At 54.4% G+C, this 16,257-nt stretch carries 16 protein-coding genes, 2 tRNA genes and 1 rRNA gene; 4 read left to right on the top strand and 15 right to left on the bottom strand.

Features of this window, described 5'->3' with window-relative positions:
- Positions 1-6: 6 nt before the first annotated feature.
- The 8 genes from ACLHV8_RS04160 to dnaQ form a co-directional block, all read right to left on the bottom strand.
- Positions 7-882, bottom strand: coding sequence for an ABC transporter permease (locus ACLHV8_RS04160; RefSeq protein WP_208595077.1), 876 nt, complete (start codon positions 880-882; stop codon positions 7-9).
- Positions 883-884: 2 nt separating this feature from the next.
- Positions 885-1,826 carry an ABC transporter permease gene (locus tag ACLHV8_RS04155; protein WP_208595076.1) on the bottom strand — a complete coding sequence of 314 codons (942 nt, stop codon included), beginning with the start codon at positions 1,824-1,826 and terminating at the stop codon, positions 885-887.
- An 18-nt stretch (positions 1,827-1,844) separates the two neighbouring features.
- A complete protein-coding gene (locus ACLHV8_RS04150; RefSeq protein ID WP_208595075.1) occupies positions 1,845-3,359 on the bottom strand; it encodes an ABC transporter substrate-binding protein in 1,515 nt (504 codons plus the stop codon).
- A 2-nt stretch (positions 3,360-3,361) separates the two neighbouring features.
- Positions 3,362-4,444 (bottom strand): ABC transporter ATP-binding protein, encoded by a 1,083-nt coding sequence (locus ACLHV8_RS04145; protein ID WP_208595074.1) that lies wholly within the window; start codon positions 4,442-4,444, stop codon positions 3,362-3,364.
- A complete protein-coding gene (locus ACLHV8_RS04140; RefSeq protein WP_129323774.1) occupies positions 4,441-5,454 on the bottom strand; it encodes an ABC transporter ATP-binding protein in 1,014 nt (337 codons plus the stop codon). The genes ACLHV8_RS04145 and ACLHV8_RS04140 overlap by 4 nt, the downstream gene beginning before the upstream one ends.
- Positions 5,451-6,170, bottom strand: coding sequence for a FadR/GntR family transcriptional regulator (locus tag ACLHV8_RS04135; protein ID WP_108090747.1), 720 nt, complete (start codon positions 6,168-6,170; stop codon positions 5,451-5,453). The genes ACLHV8_RS04140 and ACLHV8_RS04135 overlap by 4 nt, the downstream gene beginning before the upstream one ends.
- 379 nt (positions 6,171-6,549) lie before the next feature.
- Positions 6,550-6,626 (bottom strand) — tRNA-Asp (locus tag ACLHV8_RS04130).
- Between the two features lie 131 nt (positions 6,627-6,757).
- Positions 6,758-7,489, bottom strand: a complete 732-nt coding sequence (gene dnaQ, locus ACLHV8_RS04125; RefSeq protein WP_048029949.1) for a DNA polymerase III subunit epsilon — start codon at positions 7,487-7,489, stop codon at positions 6,758-6,760.
- A 64-nt stretch (positions 7,490-7,553) separates the two neighbouring features.
- Between dnaQ and rnhA the strand changes: the two genes are divergently transcribed.
- The gene (rnhA, locus tag ACLHV8_RS04120; RefSeq protein WP_028017739.1) at positions 7,554-8,021 is read left to right on the top strand and encodes a ribonuclease HI; all 468 of its coding nucleotides are present in this window, start codon (positions 7,554-7,556) and stop codon (positions 8,019-8,021) included.
- On the opposite strand, the gene ACLHV8_RS04115 is transcribed toward rnhA, so the two are convergent.
- Positions 8,018-8,737: a class I SAM-dependent methyltransferase gene (locus ACLHV8_RS04115; RefSeq protein WP_208595073.1), complete on the bottom strand. Its 720-nt coding sequence runs from the start codon at positions 8,735-8,737 to the stop codon at positions 8,018-8,020. The genes rnhA and ACLHV8_RS04115 overlap by 4 nt on opposite strands.
- A gap of 32 nt (positions 8,738-8,769) precedes the next feature.
- Here ACLHV8_RS04115 and gloB point away from each other — a divergent pair, with 32 nt between their 5' ends.
- Together gloB and mltD are read left to right on the top strand one after the other, a co-directional pair.
- Entirely contained in the window at positions 8,770-9,528 is a 759-nt protein-coding gene (gene gloB, locus ACLHV8_RS04110) for a hydroxyacylglutathione hydrolase (RefSeq protein WP_208595072.1), read from the top strand.
- A 68-nt stretch (positions 9,529-9,596) separates the two neighbouring features.
- Positions 9,597-10,961 carry a murein transglycosylase D gene (gene mltD / locus ACLHV8_RS04105; protein WP_208595071.1) on the top strand — a complete coding sequence of 455 codons (1,365 nt, stop codon included), beginning with the start codon at positions 9,597-9,599 and terminating at the stop codon, positions 10,959-10,961.
- A 52-nt stretch (positions 10,962-11,013) separates the two neighbouring features.
- On the opposite strand, the gene ACLHV8_RS04100 is transcribed toward mltD, so the two are convergent.
- The 3 genes from ACLHV8_RS04100 to ACLHV8_RS04090 all read right to left on the bottom strand — a co-directional run bounded on the left by ACLHV8_RS04100 (position 11,014) and on the right by ACLHV8_RS04090 (position 13,975).
- On the bottom strand, positions 11,014-11,787 hold the full coding sequence (locus ACLHV8_RS04100; protein ID WP_208595070.1) for a class I SAM-dependent methyltransferase: 774 nt from the start codon (positions 11,785-11,787) through the stop codon (positions 11,014-11,016).
- A gap of 75 nt (positions 11,788-11,862) precedes the next feature.
- A complete protein-coding gene (locus ACLHV8_RS04095) occupies positions 11,863-12,663 on the bottom strand; it encodes an endonuclease/exonuclease/phosphatase family protein (RefSeq protein WP_028017744.1) in 801 nt (266 codons plus the stop codon).
- A 136-nt stretch (positions 12,664-12,799) separates the two neighbouring features.
- Entirely contained in the window at positions 12,800-13,975 is a 1,176-nt protein-coding gene (locus tag ACLHV8_RS04090; RefSeq protein WP_028017745.1) for an MFS transporter, read from the bottom strand.
- Positions 13,976-14,079: 104 nt separating this feature from the next.
- Here ACLHV8_RS04090 and yafC point away from each other — a divergent pair, with 104 nt between their 5' ends.
- The gene (yafC, locus tag ACLHV8_RS04085) at positions 14,080-14,985 is read left to right on the top strand and encodes a DNA-binding transcriptional regulator YafC (protein ID WP_028017746.1); all 906 of its coding nucleotides are present in this window, start codon (positions 14,080-14,082) and stop codon (positions 14,983-14,985) included.
- A gap of 31 nt (positions 14,986-15,016) precedes the next feature.
- Here yafC and dkgB read toward each other — a convergent pair whose 3' ends face one another.
- From dkgB to rrf, 3 genes are all read right to left on the bottom strand, one after another.
- On the bottom strand, positions 15,017-15,820 hold the full coding sequence (dkgB, locus tag ACLHV8_RS04080; protein WP_208595069.1) for a 2,5-didehydrogluconate reductase DkgB: 804 nt from the start codon (positions 15,818-15,820) through the stop codon (positions 15,017-15,019).
- Between the two features lie 163 nt (positions 15,821-15,983).
- Positions 15,984-16,060, bottom strand: a tRNA-Asp gene (locus ACLHV8_RS04075).
- A gap of 55 nt (positions 16,061-16,115) precedes the next feature.
- Positions 16,116-16,231 (bottom strand): 5S ribosomal RNA (gene rrf, locus ACLHV8_RS04070).
- Positions 16,232-16,257: the final 26 nt, after the last annotated feature.

Here is a 16,257-nt window from a genome sequence, read left to right as displayed (position 1 = left end):
GACTCCTTAGTCGTGGCGCGGCTCGAGCGCATCGCGCAGCCCGTCGCCGAGTAAATTAAAGCCCTGCACGGCAAGGAAAATCGCCACGCCGGGGAAAACGGACATCCACGGAGCCTGCTCCAGGAAACCTTTCGCGGTATTGAGCATCGAGCCCCAGGACGGATTTGGCGGCTGCTGTCCCAGCCCCAAAAACGAGAGGCTGGCTTCGGCGATAATCGCCGAGGCAATCGCCAGCGTGGCCTGCACCAGGATCGGTGACATTACATTCGGCAGGATGTATTTGATGATGATCCAGCGGTCCGGCAGGCCAATCGCCCGCGCACCGTCGATGTACTCTTCGTTGCGGATGGCGATCACCTGCCCGCGCGTCAGGCGGGCGAAGATCGGCATCGCCGAAAGACCGATGGCGATCATGGCGTTGGTCAGGCTCGGGCCCAAAAACGCCCCCAGCGCGATCGCCATGATCAGGAACGGACAGGCCAGTAGCGCCTCGATAACGCGCGAGATCACCCCATCCCACATCTTCTGGAAGTAACCCGCAACCAGCCCCAGCGGAACGCCGATGACAACAGCAATCACCACCGACATACAGCCTGCCATCAGCGAGGTGCGTGCTCCCCAGATAATGCGGGATAAAATGTCGCGCCCCAGCTCGTCGGTGCCGAACCAGTACATCGCCGAAGGCGCTTTGCGCACCGCCAGGAAGTTGGCTTTGACCGGGTCGAACGGCGCAATCCACGGCGCCAGCAGCGCGAGCAATACAAAGAAGCCCACAATCACCGCACCAATCACCGCACTTTTGTTCGCGAGGAATTTCTTCAGCACCCGGTTCTGCGCGCGCGGCAGTGCAGGCACAACGGTTTGAGTCGACAGTTCCGCCATGGTTAACCTCGCATTTTCGGGTTGATAAGAACGTAGAGCACGTCGGCCAGCAGGTTGAGCATCAGGAAGCCAATCGCCACGATCAGCACCACACCCTGCACCACCGCGTAGTCACGGTTAAATACCGAGTCGACGATCATCTTGCCGAAGCCCGGAATGGTGAAGACCTGCTCGGTCAGCACCGCGCCGCCCAGCAGCTCGCCGAACAGCAGCGTGGTGAGGGTAATTACCGGCACCAGCGCGTTGCGAAACGCGTGCTTCAGGATCACCGCCTTAGGCAGCAGCCCCTTAGCCCGCGCGGTACGGATGTAATCTGCTTTCAGGACCGCAATCATCGAGGCGCGGGTGTGGCGCATCAGCGTCGCCGCCAGGCCGGTTCCGAGCACGGACGCGGGCAGCAGCAGCGTGCGTAGGTTCTGGAGAGGATCTTCACTGAACGGTACGTAGCCAGACGCGGGCAGCCACTGCAGGTTTACCGAGAAGACCAGAATCAGCAGGATCCCCAGCCAGAAGTGCGGGATCGAGATCCCCGATATCGCCACAAAGTTCGCCCCATGATCGACCCAGCTGTTTTTGTTCACCGCCGCGAGGATCCCCATGCTGATGCCAAACACCAGCGCGATAATCATCGCCAGTAGCGACAGCTCCAGCGTGACCGGCAGCTTGCTGGCGATCAGCTGCATCACCGGTTCGTGCGTGCGTAAGGAGACGCCCAGATCGCCCTGCAGCGCCCGCGTCAGCCAGTGGAAATACTGCACGGGGATCGGCGCATCGAGATTCAGCTCCGCGCGCAGCTGAGCAATGATCGCCGGGTCGCGCTCCTCGCCGGCCATGGCAATCAGCGGGTCGCCGGGCAACAGCTTTTGCAGTCCGAAGACCATCATGCTCACCAGCAGCAGGGTTGGTATAGCCAGCAGCAGACGTTTGCAAATCAGTTCCAGCATGGGTTCTCCTCAGGACGTTTATTTCGCCAGCGTCAAACCGGCCAGACGCACGATGCCGTCCGGGTACGGCTTAAAGCCCTGCACGCTTTTGTTCAGGCCAAAAATGCGCGGCTCGAAGTAGAGGTAGGCAATCGGCATATCGGTCTGGAGCTGCTTCACCACCTTGTCGTACAGCGGCTGGCGTGCGGCCTGGTCGGTGCTCTGGCGCGCCTGGGTCAGCCACTCATCGACCTGCGCGTTGCTGTAGCGGCCGTCATTCAGGGTGCCTTTGCTGTTGATAAAGCCGTAGATGCTGCCGTCCGGATCCGGGCGACCGGACCAGCCGGAGAAGCTCAGCTGATAGTCCCCGCTCTGCTGGCGGTCGAGCAGGGTAGCGAACTCCGTCATTTGCAGATTAAGGTTAAAGCCCGCCTCCGCCACCATCGCCTGCAGCACCTGACCGACCTGCTGCGATGTCGGGTTGTTCGGCACCAGCAGGTTGACGGTCAGCGGTGCGGTGACGCCTGCCGCTTTCAGCAGCGCTTTGGCTTTATCGACGTCACGCGGTGGTACCGGCAGGTTGACGTGATACGGGCTGACCGGCGAAAACGCCTGATTGGCCGGGGTGTACAACCCCTCAAAGACCACCTGGTTTAACGCATCGCGGTCGATGGCCTGAGAAAACGCCTCGCGCACGCGCGCGTCTTTGAACGGATCGTTGGCCGGCACCTTGCCGTTGTTGATGTTGAAGGTGATGCCCTGATAACCCAGACCGGTGACCTTCGCCAGCGCCAGCTTGCTGTCAGCCTCCACCGTCTTCACGTCGCTGGCGGCGATGCCTTCAGTCAGGTCGAGATCGCCCGCGCGCAGGTTCGCGAGGCGCACGGAGGCATCGGGGATCGGCAGATAGATAATTTTGTCGAAGTGGTAAGCGCCTTTGTTCCAGTAGTTGTCGAAGCGGGTCAGAACGATGCGGTCCTGGGACACGCGGCTGTCGAATTTATACGGACCGGAACAGACGGGATGCGCGGCAAAATCCGGTTTTTTTGCCGCTTCGGGTGCCATCATCGCGCCCGCGCGGTCGGTGAGTTGCATCAGCAGCGCGGCGTCCGGCGTTTTCAGGTGCAGGGCAATCTGCATCGGGCCAGTGACTTCAACGGACTCCACGGAGGAAATCTCGCTTTTACGCAGGGAGCCTTTTAAGGTCAAGGCACGGTCGAGGTTGTATTTTGCGGCGGCAGCATCGAATTTCTCACCGTCGTGGAAGGTGACGCCCTCGCGCAAATTCAGGGTGAGGGTTTTACCGTCGTCGCTCCACGCCCAGTCTTTCGCCAGACCGGGGATAACCTTCAGGTTTTCATCCACGTCCACCAGCCTGTCGCACAGGGAGGCAAACACGAAGCGGCCATAGTAGGTGCGCGCCAGATGCGGGTCGAGCATGTCCGGGTCAGCGCCCAGACCAATCCGCAGGACACTTTCAGAATGGGCGGGCAGCGCCGCGCCGAGCAGCATTACACTTCCCAGTACGGTCAAAAGAGAATTACGCATTGTCATTATCATGAGTTCCTTGAAGGAAGGGAGGAGTGAGATGCCGCGTGTTCAAACAGCGCGCGGCGGCGCAGAAAGGCAGCAGATGGCGGAGCAATCTGGATAACGCTGCGATCGCGGTTGATCTCCTGCCAGCGGTGGCAGGCAACCTGACGCCCGCCGTCGAGCACCTGATTGATCGGCTCAACCTGGCGGCATTCGTCGGTGACGTACGGGCAGCGGGTGTGGAAACGACAGCCGGACGGCGGGCTGGCAGGGTTCGGTAAGTCCCCCTGCAGCAGCGGCGCGTCACGTTCAACGCCTGGCTGCATCTGCGGCGCAGAGGCGATAAGTGCCTGGGTATAGGGGTGCAGCGGCGCATCAAAAATTTCGTCAACAGTCGCAAGCTCGACGATTTGCCCAAGATACATCACCGCCACCCGGTCGCTCATGTGGCGGATAACCGCCAGGCCGTGAGCGACAATCACCATCGTCAGCCCCAGCTGGTGCTTCAGGCTTTCCAGCAGGTTCACCACCTGCGCCTGAACGGACACATCCAGCGCGGATACCGGCTCATCACCCAGCAGCAGCTTCGGTCCCGAGGCCAGCGCGCGCGCGATGCCGATACGCTGGCGCTGCCCGCCGGAAAACTCGTGCGGGTAACGCCCAGCCCAGGCCGCAGGCAGGCCAACGGTTTTAAGCAGCTCGGCAACGCGGTACTGGCGGTCCGCTTTTTTCATATTCTGATGCAGCCACAGCGGCTCACCGACAATCTGCTCCACCGTCATGCGCGGGTTCAGCGAGGCAAAGGGATCCTGGAAGATAATCTGCAGCTCGCGCCGGAGCTGGTTCAGACGCGCTCCTGATGCATAGGTGATCTCCTCCCCCTGGTAAAACACGCGCCCTTCGCTGGCGGCCAGCAGGCGCAGCAGCAGACGACCGAGAGTGGATTTTCCGGAACCGGACTCGCCAACAATCGCCAGCGTTTCGCCCGGCATCACGGCAAGCGAAACGCGATCGACCGCCGTGACGAACCGTGCCGGGGTAAACAGTTTTTTCGGGCCGGGGAAGAGCTTGCTCAGGTCACGGGCTTCAAGAATGGGCGTAGTCATGCAATTTCTCCCAGGGCAATGTGTTGCTCCAGCGGCACGCGGAAGCAGGCAACCTGATGACCCGCGCCGAGCGTATTGAGCAAAGGTTTTTCATCATGGCAGCGTGACTGCGCAAACGGGCAACGGGTAGCGAAACGGCAGCCTTTCGGCATAAATTCTGGCAGTGGCACCGAGCCTGGAATGGTGGAGAGCTGCCCCTTACGTGCCCCAAGAGAAGGAATCGACCCCATCAGGCCGATAGTGTACGGGTGCTGCGGATCGGCAAAGATGGCCTCAACGCTCCCCTGCTCTACCACCTGACCGGCATACATCACCGCCACCTGCTGGGCGACTTCTGCCACCACGCCTAAATCGTGAGTGATCATCAGGACCGCCGTGCCGGTCTCTTCTTTGAGGGTGTTCAGCAAGGTGAGAATTTGCGCCTGGATCGTCACGTCAAGGGCTGTGGTCGGTTCATCGGCAATCAGCAGTTTCGGGTGGTTAATCAGCGCCATCGCAATCATCACGCGCTGGCGCATTCCGCCGGAAAGCTGGTGGGGATATGCTTTCAGGCGCATCTCTGCCGCCGGGATCTGTACCTTCTCGAGGATCTGCAGCGCGACATTCATCGCCTCTGCGCGCGAGACACTCTGGTGTCGCATGACCGCTTCGCTAAGCTGGTCCCCCAGCGTAAACGCCGGATTGAGCGAGGTCATCGGCTCCTGGAAAATCATCGCCAGCTCGCTGCCACGCAGGTCAGCGTATTCCCGAGGCGAAAGCTTGCGGAGATTGTGACGGCGAAACTGCATCTCCCCGCTGACGATCTGCGCGCTGGCGGGCAGTAACCCCATTAACGCCAGTGAGGTGATACTTTTTCCGCATCCAGACTCTCCCACCAGCGCCAGCGTTTCGCCCGCTTTAATTATCAGTGAAATACCATCAAGGACGCTCACAGGCGAGCCGGCGAATTTAACGTTGAGATTATGCAGGTTCAGTACAGGCGCAGTGTCCTTAAACGGGATCGTCGTCATAGCGTGAAGTCGTCCTCAAGGTGGATAGCATGGATCAGGGCGGTTTGCAGGCTGAGCAGGTGTTCGCGCATGGCGGCCGCGGCCTCATTAGGCTGGCGATGGATAATCGCAGACATGATCTTGTGATGGTGGTCGTTGTAGCTGTCGACACGTTCGGGGGTGCGGGCTAATTCGCGCAGATGCTGCCAGCCCGGTTCACGCCGCACGGCATCAATGGCATCAAACAGGCCGAGCATCAGGCGATTACCCGCAGCTTCCGCAATCGCCCGGTGAAATGCGCTGTCCCACAGTTCGTTGAGATCGCGGTCATCCGGGCTGACCTTATCAATGCGTTCCAGCATGCGCTGCATCAGCGCGAGGTTTTCCCTGGTGGCACGCAGTGCCGCAAGCCGGGCTAAGCCGGGTTCGAGCTGCAGACGAGCTTCCATCACTTCCAGAAGGTTGGTTTGCTGAACCAATCCCTGAAGGGCCAGCGGTTCAACCGGGGCAGCCGGACCGATAAAAGTCCCTTTGCCCTGTTTACGCCAGATGCGCCCCTCTTCTTCCAGCACATCCAGCGCACGACGCACTTCACGTCGTCCTACGCCGAGAGTTTCCGATAGCTCACGTTCTGTGGGCAGCGGAGTGCCTGGTGTTGACTCGTGCTGGTTGATTAACCCGCGCAGTTGTTCAAGCGCGGTGCTGGAATTTGCCAGAAACCGTGACGGTTTTTCCATATTGGTTCGCTCGCTTTCATCATTACTTTATTTTTATTAACGATAAGTTATTGATATGAAATGAAGCTTATCGTGCTAATGATTAAGCAATAACCAAACCAATTCACAATTGGTTCGGTTATTTTTTGGAAAGCGGGAGATAACCAAATGATTCTGCGTGAATTATTTTTACAGAAAGACACATTCTGTCTGAGATCTGGAGAGAGGGAGGGTGGCGAAATGCACAACATCAGTGCAAATAACGCACTAAATCTGTGCAAATGTTAATTAATTGCACTATAAAAATTAACGTTTTGTTAACGATAAGTGAGGGAACGGAATTGCAGAATGCTGAAACGACGAAGGCCTGAATCATTTCTGATTCAGGCCTTCTGAATAGTGGCGGAACGGACGGGACTCGAACCCGCGACCCCCTGCGTGACAGGCAGGTATTCTAACCGACTGAACTACCGCTCCACTGTTCCCGTTTGGGGAACGAGGCGCATATTACGGTGTGCCTCCGATCTCGTCAACGCTTTTTCTCACGTTTTGAATCGTTTGCTGCAAAAATCGCCCAAACGATGTTTTTACAAGCATTCCGGCGCTTTTCAGGCGCGCCACAGACAGCTTCCACCCTTCTTCTGTACCAGATCAAGTCGGGATTCGTGGTTAAGAAGCTCTTCATCACTGGCTAAAACAACCCGCAACCGACTGGCCTGACGGACAACGCGCTGAATTCCCGCCTCACCCTGCGTTTGCTGAGATTCATTTTCCATGCTGAACTTCATTGACGTCTGCCCGCCGGTCATCGTCAGATAGACATCGGCCAGGATCTGGGCATCGAGTAATGCCCCGTGCAGCGTTCGCTTGGTATTGTCTATTTCGTAGCGGGAACAGAGCGCATCAAGGCTGTTACGCTTGCCGGGGAACATTTTCCTCGCCAGCGCCAGACTGTCTGTTACCTTACAGAAGGTGTTTGTCTTCGGGATATCACGATTAAGCTTGCTGAATTCATAATCCATAAAGCCGATATCGAACGAGGCGTTATGGATGACAAGCTCGGCACCCTTGATATATTCCAGGAACTCGTCAGCGACATCCGCAAAAGTTGGCTTATCCAGCAAGAACTCATCGGCAATACCGTGAACGCCGAACGCTTCTGGGTCCACCAGCCGATCAGGTTTGAGGTAGACGTGGAAGTTGTTCCCCGTAAGACGACGGTTCACCACTTCAACGGCACCAATCTCGATGATCTTGTGCCCTTCGTAGTGCGCGCCAATCTGGTTCATACCGGTGGTTTCGGTATCGAGGACAATCTGGCGAGTAATTGCAGTGCTCATAGCGGTCATTTATGTCAGACTTATCGTTTAACTGAACGTTTCAATTACAGGAAGTCTACCAGAGATGCGTAAACAGGTAGAAATTTTCACCGATGGATCTTGTCTCGGCAACCCAGGGCCTGGCGGCTATGGCGCCATTATGCGCTATCGCCAGCACGAAAAAACTTTTAGCGAAGGCTATTTTCTGACCACCAACAACCGAATGGAATTGATGGCGGCCATAGTGGCACTGGAGGCGTTAAAAGAGCATTGTGACGTGGTGTTAAGCACCGATAGCCAGTACGTACGTCAGGGGATAACCCAGTGGATCCATAACTGGAAAAAACGCGGCTGGAAGACCGCTGATAAGAAGCCGGTTAAGAACGTCGATCTTTGGAAACGTCTTGATGCGGCGCTGGGCCAGCACGAGATTAAATGGGAATGGGTTAAAGGCCACGCCGGTCACCCGGAAAACGAACGCTGCGACGAACTGGCGCGCGCTGCGGCATCCAATCCTGCACATGAAGATGCAGGGTATCAGCCCGACGTTTAATCGGTTTTTTTGTATTGCCGCGTTGCACCAACAGTTTGACGGATATGCGTTTTCGTTTTGCTCTGCTTCATTGGATTAAGCGTAAGAGGGATTGTGCGCTTACGTGCAACGATGAACTGCATGCAGCCTAAAGCGGGCAAATGCGTGCTCAACAGTACCCCTCCCTGCCGCGCCCAGGGGAGCACCTGAAAACCGCCGTAGCAGAGCACCTCAAAGTTTAGCAGTGAAAGCCAGTCGAGCTGGCGCATCATCGTAAACATCCGGCTGTTGTAAGGTGGCGTCCTGCGCAGCACGGGTACCAGCTTACGCAGACCCATTAAACTCAGTGGATTGAACCCGCTGAGTACCAGCCAGCCATCGTCAATCAGAACACGGTCGGCCTCACGCAGCAAGCGATGGGGATCGCTACACCAGGGCAACGTGTGTGCAAGCAAACACGCATCAACGGACTTTTCCGCAAATGGCAGATGCAATGGGTCTGCTTTCACCTGAACCGGCAATCCGCCGAGCGAGACATTGACCTGATGTGAGATAGCGCAGCTTTCGGTATTGATTTCCGCGCTGAGATTGCCAATCTTAAGCAGGTGAAAGCCATACATTTTCGCAAGCCAGGGCTTCAGTTGTTGCTCTAAGGCCTCGCGATAGTATTCACCCCAGGGCAATTCCGCCCAACGCTCCGGTGCTGCGACAGTCTGAGGTATCCTTGCCGGTTTCATCAAAACACCTGCCACGTTATTAGAGGTAATGTATGAATCTTATCAGTATTCCTGCTTTTGAGGACAATTACATCTGGGTTTTGGTTGACGATGATCGTCGATGCGTCATTGTTGATCCCGGAGAAGCCGCCCCTGTATTACGTGCCATAGAAGAGAATAACTGGCAGCCAGAAGCCATTCTCTTGACGCATCATCATCACGATCACACTGGCGGCGTTCCCGAGCTGCGGGCCCATTTTCCCCATCTTGTGGTTTACGGACCGGCAGAGACACAAGATAAGGGAACAACCCGGATAGTCCAGGAAGGCGAAAAGATCCTCATACACCAGTGGGAATTTTCCGTATTTGCCACACCAGGTCACACTTTGGGACATCTGTGTTTCTACAGCAAACCTTATCTTTTTTGTGGCGACACACTGTTCTCTGGAGGCTGTGGAAGACTTTTCGAAGGCACAGCGACCCAGATGTATCAGTCCTTACAGAAAATTAATGCCCTACCCGATGACACGCTTATTTGTTGCGCACATGAATATACATTAGGAAATATGAAGTTTTCCGTTAACCTCTTACCCGAGGATCGCGCGATCCAGGATTATTATCACAAAGTGAAGGAGTTACGTGCAAAAAACCAAAACACACTCCCCGTAATTCTGAAAAATGAGCGCAAGATTAATTTATTTTTACGAACAGATGATATTGATTTAATTAACAAAATTAACCAAGAAACAAATTTGCAACAACCAGAGCATCGTTTTGCATGGTTAAGGTCAAAGAAAGATAACTTCAGATAATTGCGGGTTGCCTTTTCAAAATTTCGCCGTTATCATCGCTCGTCTTTTAAGCAACTATTGACACACACATGAAGGCAAAAGCGATATTACTCGCCTCTGTCCTGCTTGTAGGTTGCCAGTCGCAGAACGGCAGCAACGTACAACAGCACGCACAGAGCCTTTCTGCAGCTGGTCAAGGGGAAGCAGGGAAGTTTGCAAGTTCGGCGCGATGGATGGACGATGGAACATCATTCGCGCAGGATCAAGACTTGTGGACCTCTATTGGCGACGAGCTAAAGATGGGAATTCCGGAAAACAGCCGGATTCGCGAACAGAAACAGAAGTACTTAAGAAATAAGAGCTATCTCCACGATGTAACGTTACGGGCAGAGCCGTATATGTACTGGATAGCCGGGCAAGTTAAGAAACGTAACATGCCTATGGAGCTGGTACTCCTACCCATAGTGGAGAGCGCTTTTGACCCACACGCAACGTCTGGCGCCAATGCCGCAGGCATTTGGCAGATCATTCCGAGCACCGGGCGAAACTATGGTCTGAAACAGACTCGCAGCTATGATGCGCGTCGTGACGTTGTCGCTTCAACGACAGCCGCTCTCGACATGATGCAACGTCTGAACAAGATGTTTGATGGCGACTGGCTGTTAACGGTCGCAGCGTACAATAGCGGCGAAGGTCGTGTACTGAAGGCAATGAAAGCGAATAAAGCACGGGGTAAATCCACCGATTTTTGGTCGCTCTCACTGCCACAGGAAACAAAGATTTACGTACCGAAGATGCTGGCATTGAGCGATATTCTCAAGAACAGCAAGCGTTACGGTGTACAACTGCCAACACCAGACGAAAGTCGTGCACTGGCGCGCGTTCGCCTCAGCAATCCAGTTGATATTCAACAGGTTGCAGATATGACGGGTATGTCGGTAAGTAAATTGAAAACCTTTAATGCTGGCGTTAAAGGCTCAACGCTGGGGGCGAGTGGCCCGCAGTACGTAATGGTTCCGCAGAAACATGCCGATCAGTTACGCGAGTCTTTAGCATCGGGTGAAATTGCCGCCGTTCAGTCAACGCTGATCGCGGACGCTTCATCAGTCAACAGCCGCAGTTATAAGGTTCGTTCAGGTGATACGCTTTCGGGTATTGCATCACGTCTTGGCGTGACAGCAAGCGATCTGCAGCAGTGGAATAACCTGCGCAGTTCAGGCCTTAAAGTGGGTCAAACTCTGACAGTGGGTGCAGGTAGCAGCGCACAGCGTCTCGCCAGCAACAGCGATAGCATCACCTATCGCGTGCGTAAAGGCGATTCCCTGTCCAGTATCGCAAAACGACACGGCGTGAACATCAAAGATGTGATGCGCTGGAATAATGATACTGACAATCTGAAACCAGGCGACCAGTTGACGCTGTTTGTGAAGAACAGCGCCACGCCAGACTCCTGAGAACACGATGGAAAGATAAAAAGGCACCGATTCCCCTCGGTGCCTTTTTTGTTTATCCCGCTTTTTGCGCTTCAGCCATGATGGTATCGCTGGTAAACGAACCATCCTCCTGTAATTCAAAGTAAGCCTTCACCTCTGCGGACGCACTCTGCTGATACAACCGAATAGCGTGACTTAATGCCTCCGGAGTGCGCATACGGGCGATCCATGAGCTGAATTCCAGCGGTAAGCGATCGGTTATTAATGAGCGCGAAATCAATCCCGCCTCGGTAATGAACGATAACCACTCTCCACTGGAGTAGTTTTGCACATGCGAGGTATCGCGCAGTGCTTCCACCGTCTGCAGCCAGATATTGCGCACCGGGTGTCCCGGAGACATCACATCCATAATGATAAGAACACCACCCGGCTTCAGGACACGTTTTACTTCACGTAATGCCTGGCCAACATCATGCCAGTGATGTGCGGAATAACGGCTGATAACCACCTCAAACGAAGCATCTTCAAAAGGTAAAGATTCGGCATAGCCCTGGTGCGTATCAATGTTTTCCAACCCCTTCGCTTTCGCCGCCTCGGCAACCACCGCCAGCATCTGGCTGGATAAGTCATACGCGGTAACGTGCGCGACCTGTTGCGCAGCCTTAAAGCTGGCATGCCCTGCCCCGCAGCCTAAATCCAGCACGTGCGCCTGCGGGAACGCCGCCAGACGTTCACCGAGACGCACCAGATCGCGGCCAGATGCGTGCACGGCGCTGCTCAGATACGCACTTGCCTGAGAGCCAAACTGTTTTTCTACGTTGTCATGATGGGAGCGTGTTGTTGTCATCGTACTGTCCTTTGTGGGTGAAAAATAAAGGGCAGCACCCGAACAGGCCTGCCCCACGGCAGACCTGACACACCATTATTTATCAGGTTTGCCGGGACTGAATTCAACGAGTAGAGGATTGTGATCGGAGGCGCGCGTCACCAGAACGGAGGCGTCGTGCACGCTCAAACCGCGATAGAAGACAAAATCGAGAGGACGACCAAAGGCTTTCTTGCGTTGGTCATCGCTAAAACGAACTTCACGCAGCGACATCTCGCGCGCAAAGCGATACAAGGCATTCATGCGCGGACGGCTCCAGGCATTGAAATCGCCTGCCATAATGATGGGGCCGCTGTGATGGGCAATCTGATCGCCAATTGGAAGTAACTGCTTACTGTAGACATCCACGCCCAGGCTGAAGTTTACCGCATGGATATTCACGACCATCAACATTCGGGTGTCCGGCAACGGGTAGACCGTGACCAGCGCCGATTTCGCCAGACGCAGAATGGGTTCACGTTCGCGCAGAGGACAGCAATAGACCGGATGCGCTGAAGAGAGTGTCATCACACCTGAGGGATGTTGCGGCAGGACAAACGCGGGAACCTGATCGGCGGCAAGATAGTTCGTGGTGGCAAACCGCACCAGCTCAGGGGTGGTTTGCGCCTCCTGGAGCAGAACCAGATGGGCATCTTTTCCAAAATTCTTAAGTACCGATAACCATTCCGCACGCTGCTGCTTAAAGATATTCCACACCAGTACACGGATTTTCTCATCGCTGCTTAACGGTGTGCCGGCAGGTAATGCCTGGCTTATGCTCGCAAACGACCCCGGAGGCAAGATCCTCTCCGCTGGCATTCCGGCAACATAACGCATGGCATAGGTATTTTTTCGCACTTTTGGAAACAGCCTCTGTAACATGAACCAGCCCTGAAAACGGTCTGGTTCTAATGTTATAGGGACTTTAGGTTACACTTTCAACGCAATTTCTGAGAAACCGCTTTCCAGTTTTGTAAGCAAGCACTTACTGATGTTACCCCAGTGCTACCCGAGTTGGTCTATCAAGGCGTCCACTCAGACCAATCAACAGGAAGGCTACAAGCACGATCGCAGCACCAATCCATGGCGTTTGCGCCAGTCCAAAATGTTCAACCGTCTGCCCACCCACAATGGAGCCAATAGCAATGCCGATATTAAAAGCGGCAATGTTCAGGCCGGATGCCACATCCACCGCGTTGGGCGTATACAGTTCTGCTTTCTGTACCACATAAACCTGAAGGCCCGGCACGTTACCGAAGGCAAAGATCCCCATGACCAGGACCGTGGCCAGTGCGGCGTATTGCATTGATGCAGTGAACTGGAACACCAGCAGCAAAACAACCAATGCTGCAAAGATGAATTTGAGAGCGGGAACCGCACCATGTTTATCTGCCAGTTTGCCGCCCCAGATATTACCTATTGCGACGGAAATACCGTAGCCCAGCAGAATCCAGCTCACCGCATTCGGGGAGAAGCCTGCGAGATCCTGCATCATCGGCGCCAGGAAAGTAAAAGCAGTGAATACACCACCATAGCCCAGTGCGGTCACGGCATAAATGATCAACAGGCGCGGATGCGTCAGAACCTTTAGCTGGTCGCGCAGGCTGGCGCTCGCACGACCAGGTATATTCGATGGCACTAACAGAAAACTGGCTACCAGAGCAATCACACCCAGTAAAGAAACCGCCAGGAAGGTTTCACGCCAGCCGAAGTGTTGGCCGATAAATGTCCCCAGCGGTACGCCTGTAACAAGCGCGACAGTCAGTCCACCAAACATAATCGCAATCGCTGATGCCGCTTTCTCTTTGGGTACCAGACTTGTGGCAATGGTAGAACCAATTGAGAAAAAGACACCATGAGCAAGGCCGGTCAGCAGGCGGGCAATCACCAGTGTGGTGTAATCCGGGGATTGCCAGGCCAGAACGTTACCCGCTGTGAACAACACCATTAGCGCCACCAACAGTTGCTTGCGAGGGAATCGACCGGTGAGTGCCGTCAATACAGGCGCACCGACAGCAACACCCAGTGCATAAATAGATACCAGCAGCCCGGCAGATGGCAGCGAAATCGCAAGCTGGTCGGCGATGGTAGGAACCAGTCCTACGATAACAAATTCGGTCGTGCCAATTGCAAAGGCACTGATCGTGAGGGCAAGTAGCGCCAGTGGCATAAAATACTCCGTCTCTTCAGGATTAAGATGACAGGCAGTATGCGCCAGTGCTTAAATAACAAAAATGGTCAAAATATCAATTGAATTTTGCAGGTGGTGCAACAATGAAAGCAACGTCGGAAGAGCTGACAATCTTTGTCGCCGTCGTCGAAAGCGGCAGTTTTAGCCGTGCGGCTGAACAGTTAGGGCAGGCTAACTCGGCCATCAGTCGCTCGGTGAAAAAGCTGGAGATGAAGCTTGGAGTCAGTCTGCTCAACCGTACGACGCGGCAGCTCAGCCTGACGGAAGAAGGAGAGCGCTATTTCCGCCGCGTGCAGTCCATCCTGCAAGAAATGGCCGCTGCAGAGACGGAGATTATGGAAACCCGCAGCACACCACGTGGATTGCTGCGCATTGATGCGGCCACGCCGGTTGTGCTTCACTTTCTGATGCCGCTGATCAAACCTTTCCGCGAACGCTATCCGGAGATGACGCTCTCTCTGGTCTCCTCAGAGACGTTTATCAATCTTATCGAACGGAAAGTGGATGTGGCCATCCGGGCAGGAACCCTCACAGATTCAAGCTTGCGTGCCCGTCCACTGTTTGCGAGCTACCGCAAAATTATCGCCTCACCGCAGTATATTGCAGAGCATGGAAAACCTGAGACGGTTGAAGAGTTAAAGCAGCATCTGTGCCTGGGCTTTACGGAACCTGTGTCGCTGAACACCTGGCCTGTCGCCTGCCCTGACGGTCAGTTACATGAGATCACCTGCGGGTTGTCGTCTAACAGCGGGGAGACGCTGAAGCAATTGTGCCTTGAAGGTAACGGGATCGCCTGTCTGTCTGACTACATGATTGATAAAGAGATTGCGCGTGGCGAACTGGTGGAACTGATGGCAGATAAACGTCTGCCGGTCGAAATGCCGTTTAGTGCGGTGTATTACAGTGACAGAGCGGTAAGCACGCGCATTCGTGCCTTTATTGACTTCCTGAGCGAGCATATAAAAACAGCTCCCGAAGGAGCTGTATGAGGGTTTCAGGATACAAAGGGTGGGGTCAAACTTAATCCCAGTGAGGGGCTAACCCTTCCGGGCTGACCTGGCGATCGTTGCAATCCAGTGCGGCGATCGCCTTTTTGTCTTCGTCGTCGAGCTGGAGATCCTGTGCTAACAGGTTGCTGGCCAGGTTTTCACGTTTAGTTGAAGATGGGATCACGGCATAACCTTCACCCATTGCCCACGCCAGGATGACCTGAGCTGCAGTCACATTATGTTTTGCTGCGATGCGTGCAATCACTTCATCTTTCAATGCTTTGCCATAAGCCAGCGTCATATAAGACGTAATATGAATGCCATGCTGTTTTGCCCAGTCAACAACTTTGCGGTTTTGCAGGTAAGGTGACAGTTCAATCTGGTTAGTCGCAATATTTTCTGCACCAACGGCCGCAATTGCTTTTTCCATCAGCGGAATAGTGAAGTTAGAAATACCAATTTCACGGGTTAAGCCCTGTTTTTTCGCCTCCAGCAATGCCTGCATGAATTCTTCCACTGAAACAGCATCATTCGGTGAAGGCCAGTGGATTAGAGTCAGATCGACGTAATCAGTACGCAGTTTTTTCAGACTCTCTTTCAGGCTGGGGATTAGCTTGTCTTTGCTGAGGTTTTCAATCCAGATTTTCGTGGTGATAAACAGTTCGTTACGCGGTACACCACTCTCTTCGATAGCCTGACCAACAGCAGCTTCATTTTCATAAATTTGTGCCGTATCGACGGCACGATAGCCAAGTTCAAGAGCAGTTTTTACAGATGCGATAACAACGTCGTCTTTCAGGCGGAAAGTGCCGAGACCAAATGCAGGGATAATCATGTAATTCCTCGTTAATCATAGTTTTCGTTAACTGAGGAAGATTATCGCTATTGTCGTTGTTCAGAAAAAGAGCGTAAAAAGCAGAGGATTTTTGCTAATTAAGCAATAATTATACGACAGATAAGAAAAAAGCCCTGAGCGTTAACTCAGGGCTTTTAATAAGTGGCGGAACGGACGGGACTCGAACCCGCGACCCCCTGCGTGACAGGCAGGTATTCTAACCGACTGAACTACCGCTCCACCGAAGACTACTGTAACCACCGGATTTATGCACCGGCTTACTACTTAATTTGATGCCTGGCAGTTCCCTACTCTCACATGGGGAGACCCCACACTACCATCGGCGCTACGGCGTTTCACTTCTGAGTTCGGCATGGGGTCAGGTGGGACCACCGCGCTAAAGCCGCCAGGCAAATTCTGTTAATCTGTATCAAAGC

This window comes from Enterobacter sp. CPE_E863 (genome assembly GCF_046521465.1).
GTDB classification, from domain to species: domain Bacteria; phylum Pseudomonadota; class Gammaproteobacteria; order Enterobacterales; family Enterobacteriaceae; genus Enterobacter; species Enterobacter adelaidei.
This window is presented reverse-complemented; position numbering and strand designations above follow the sequence as displayed.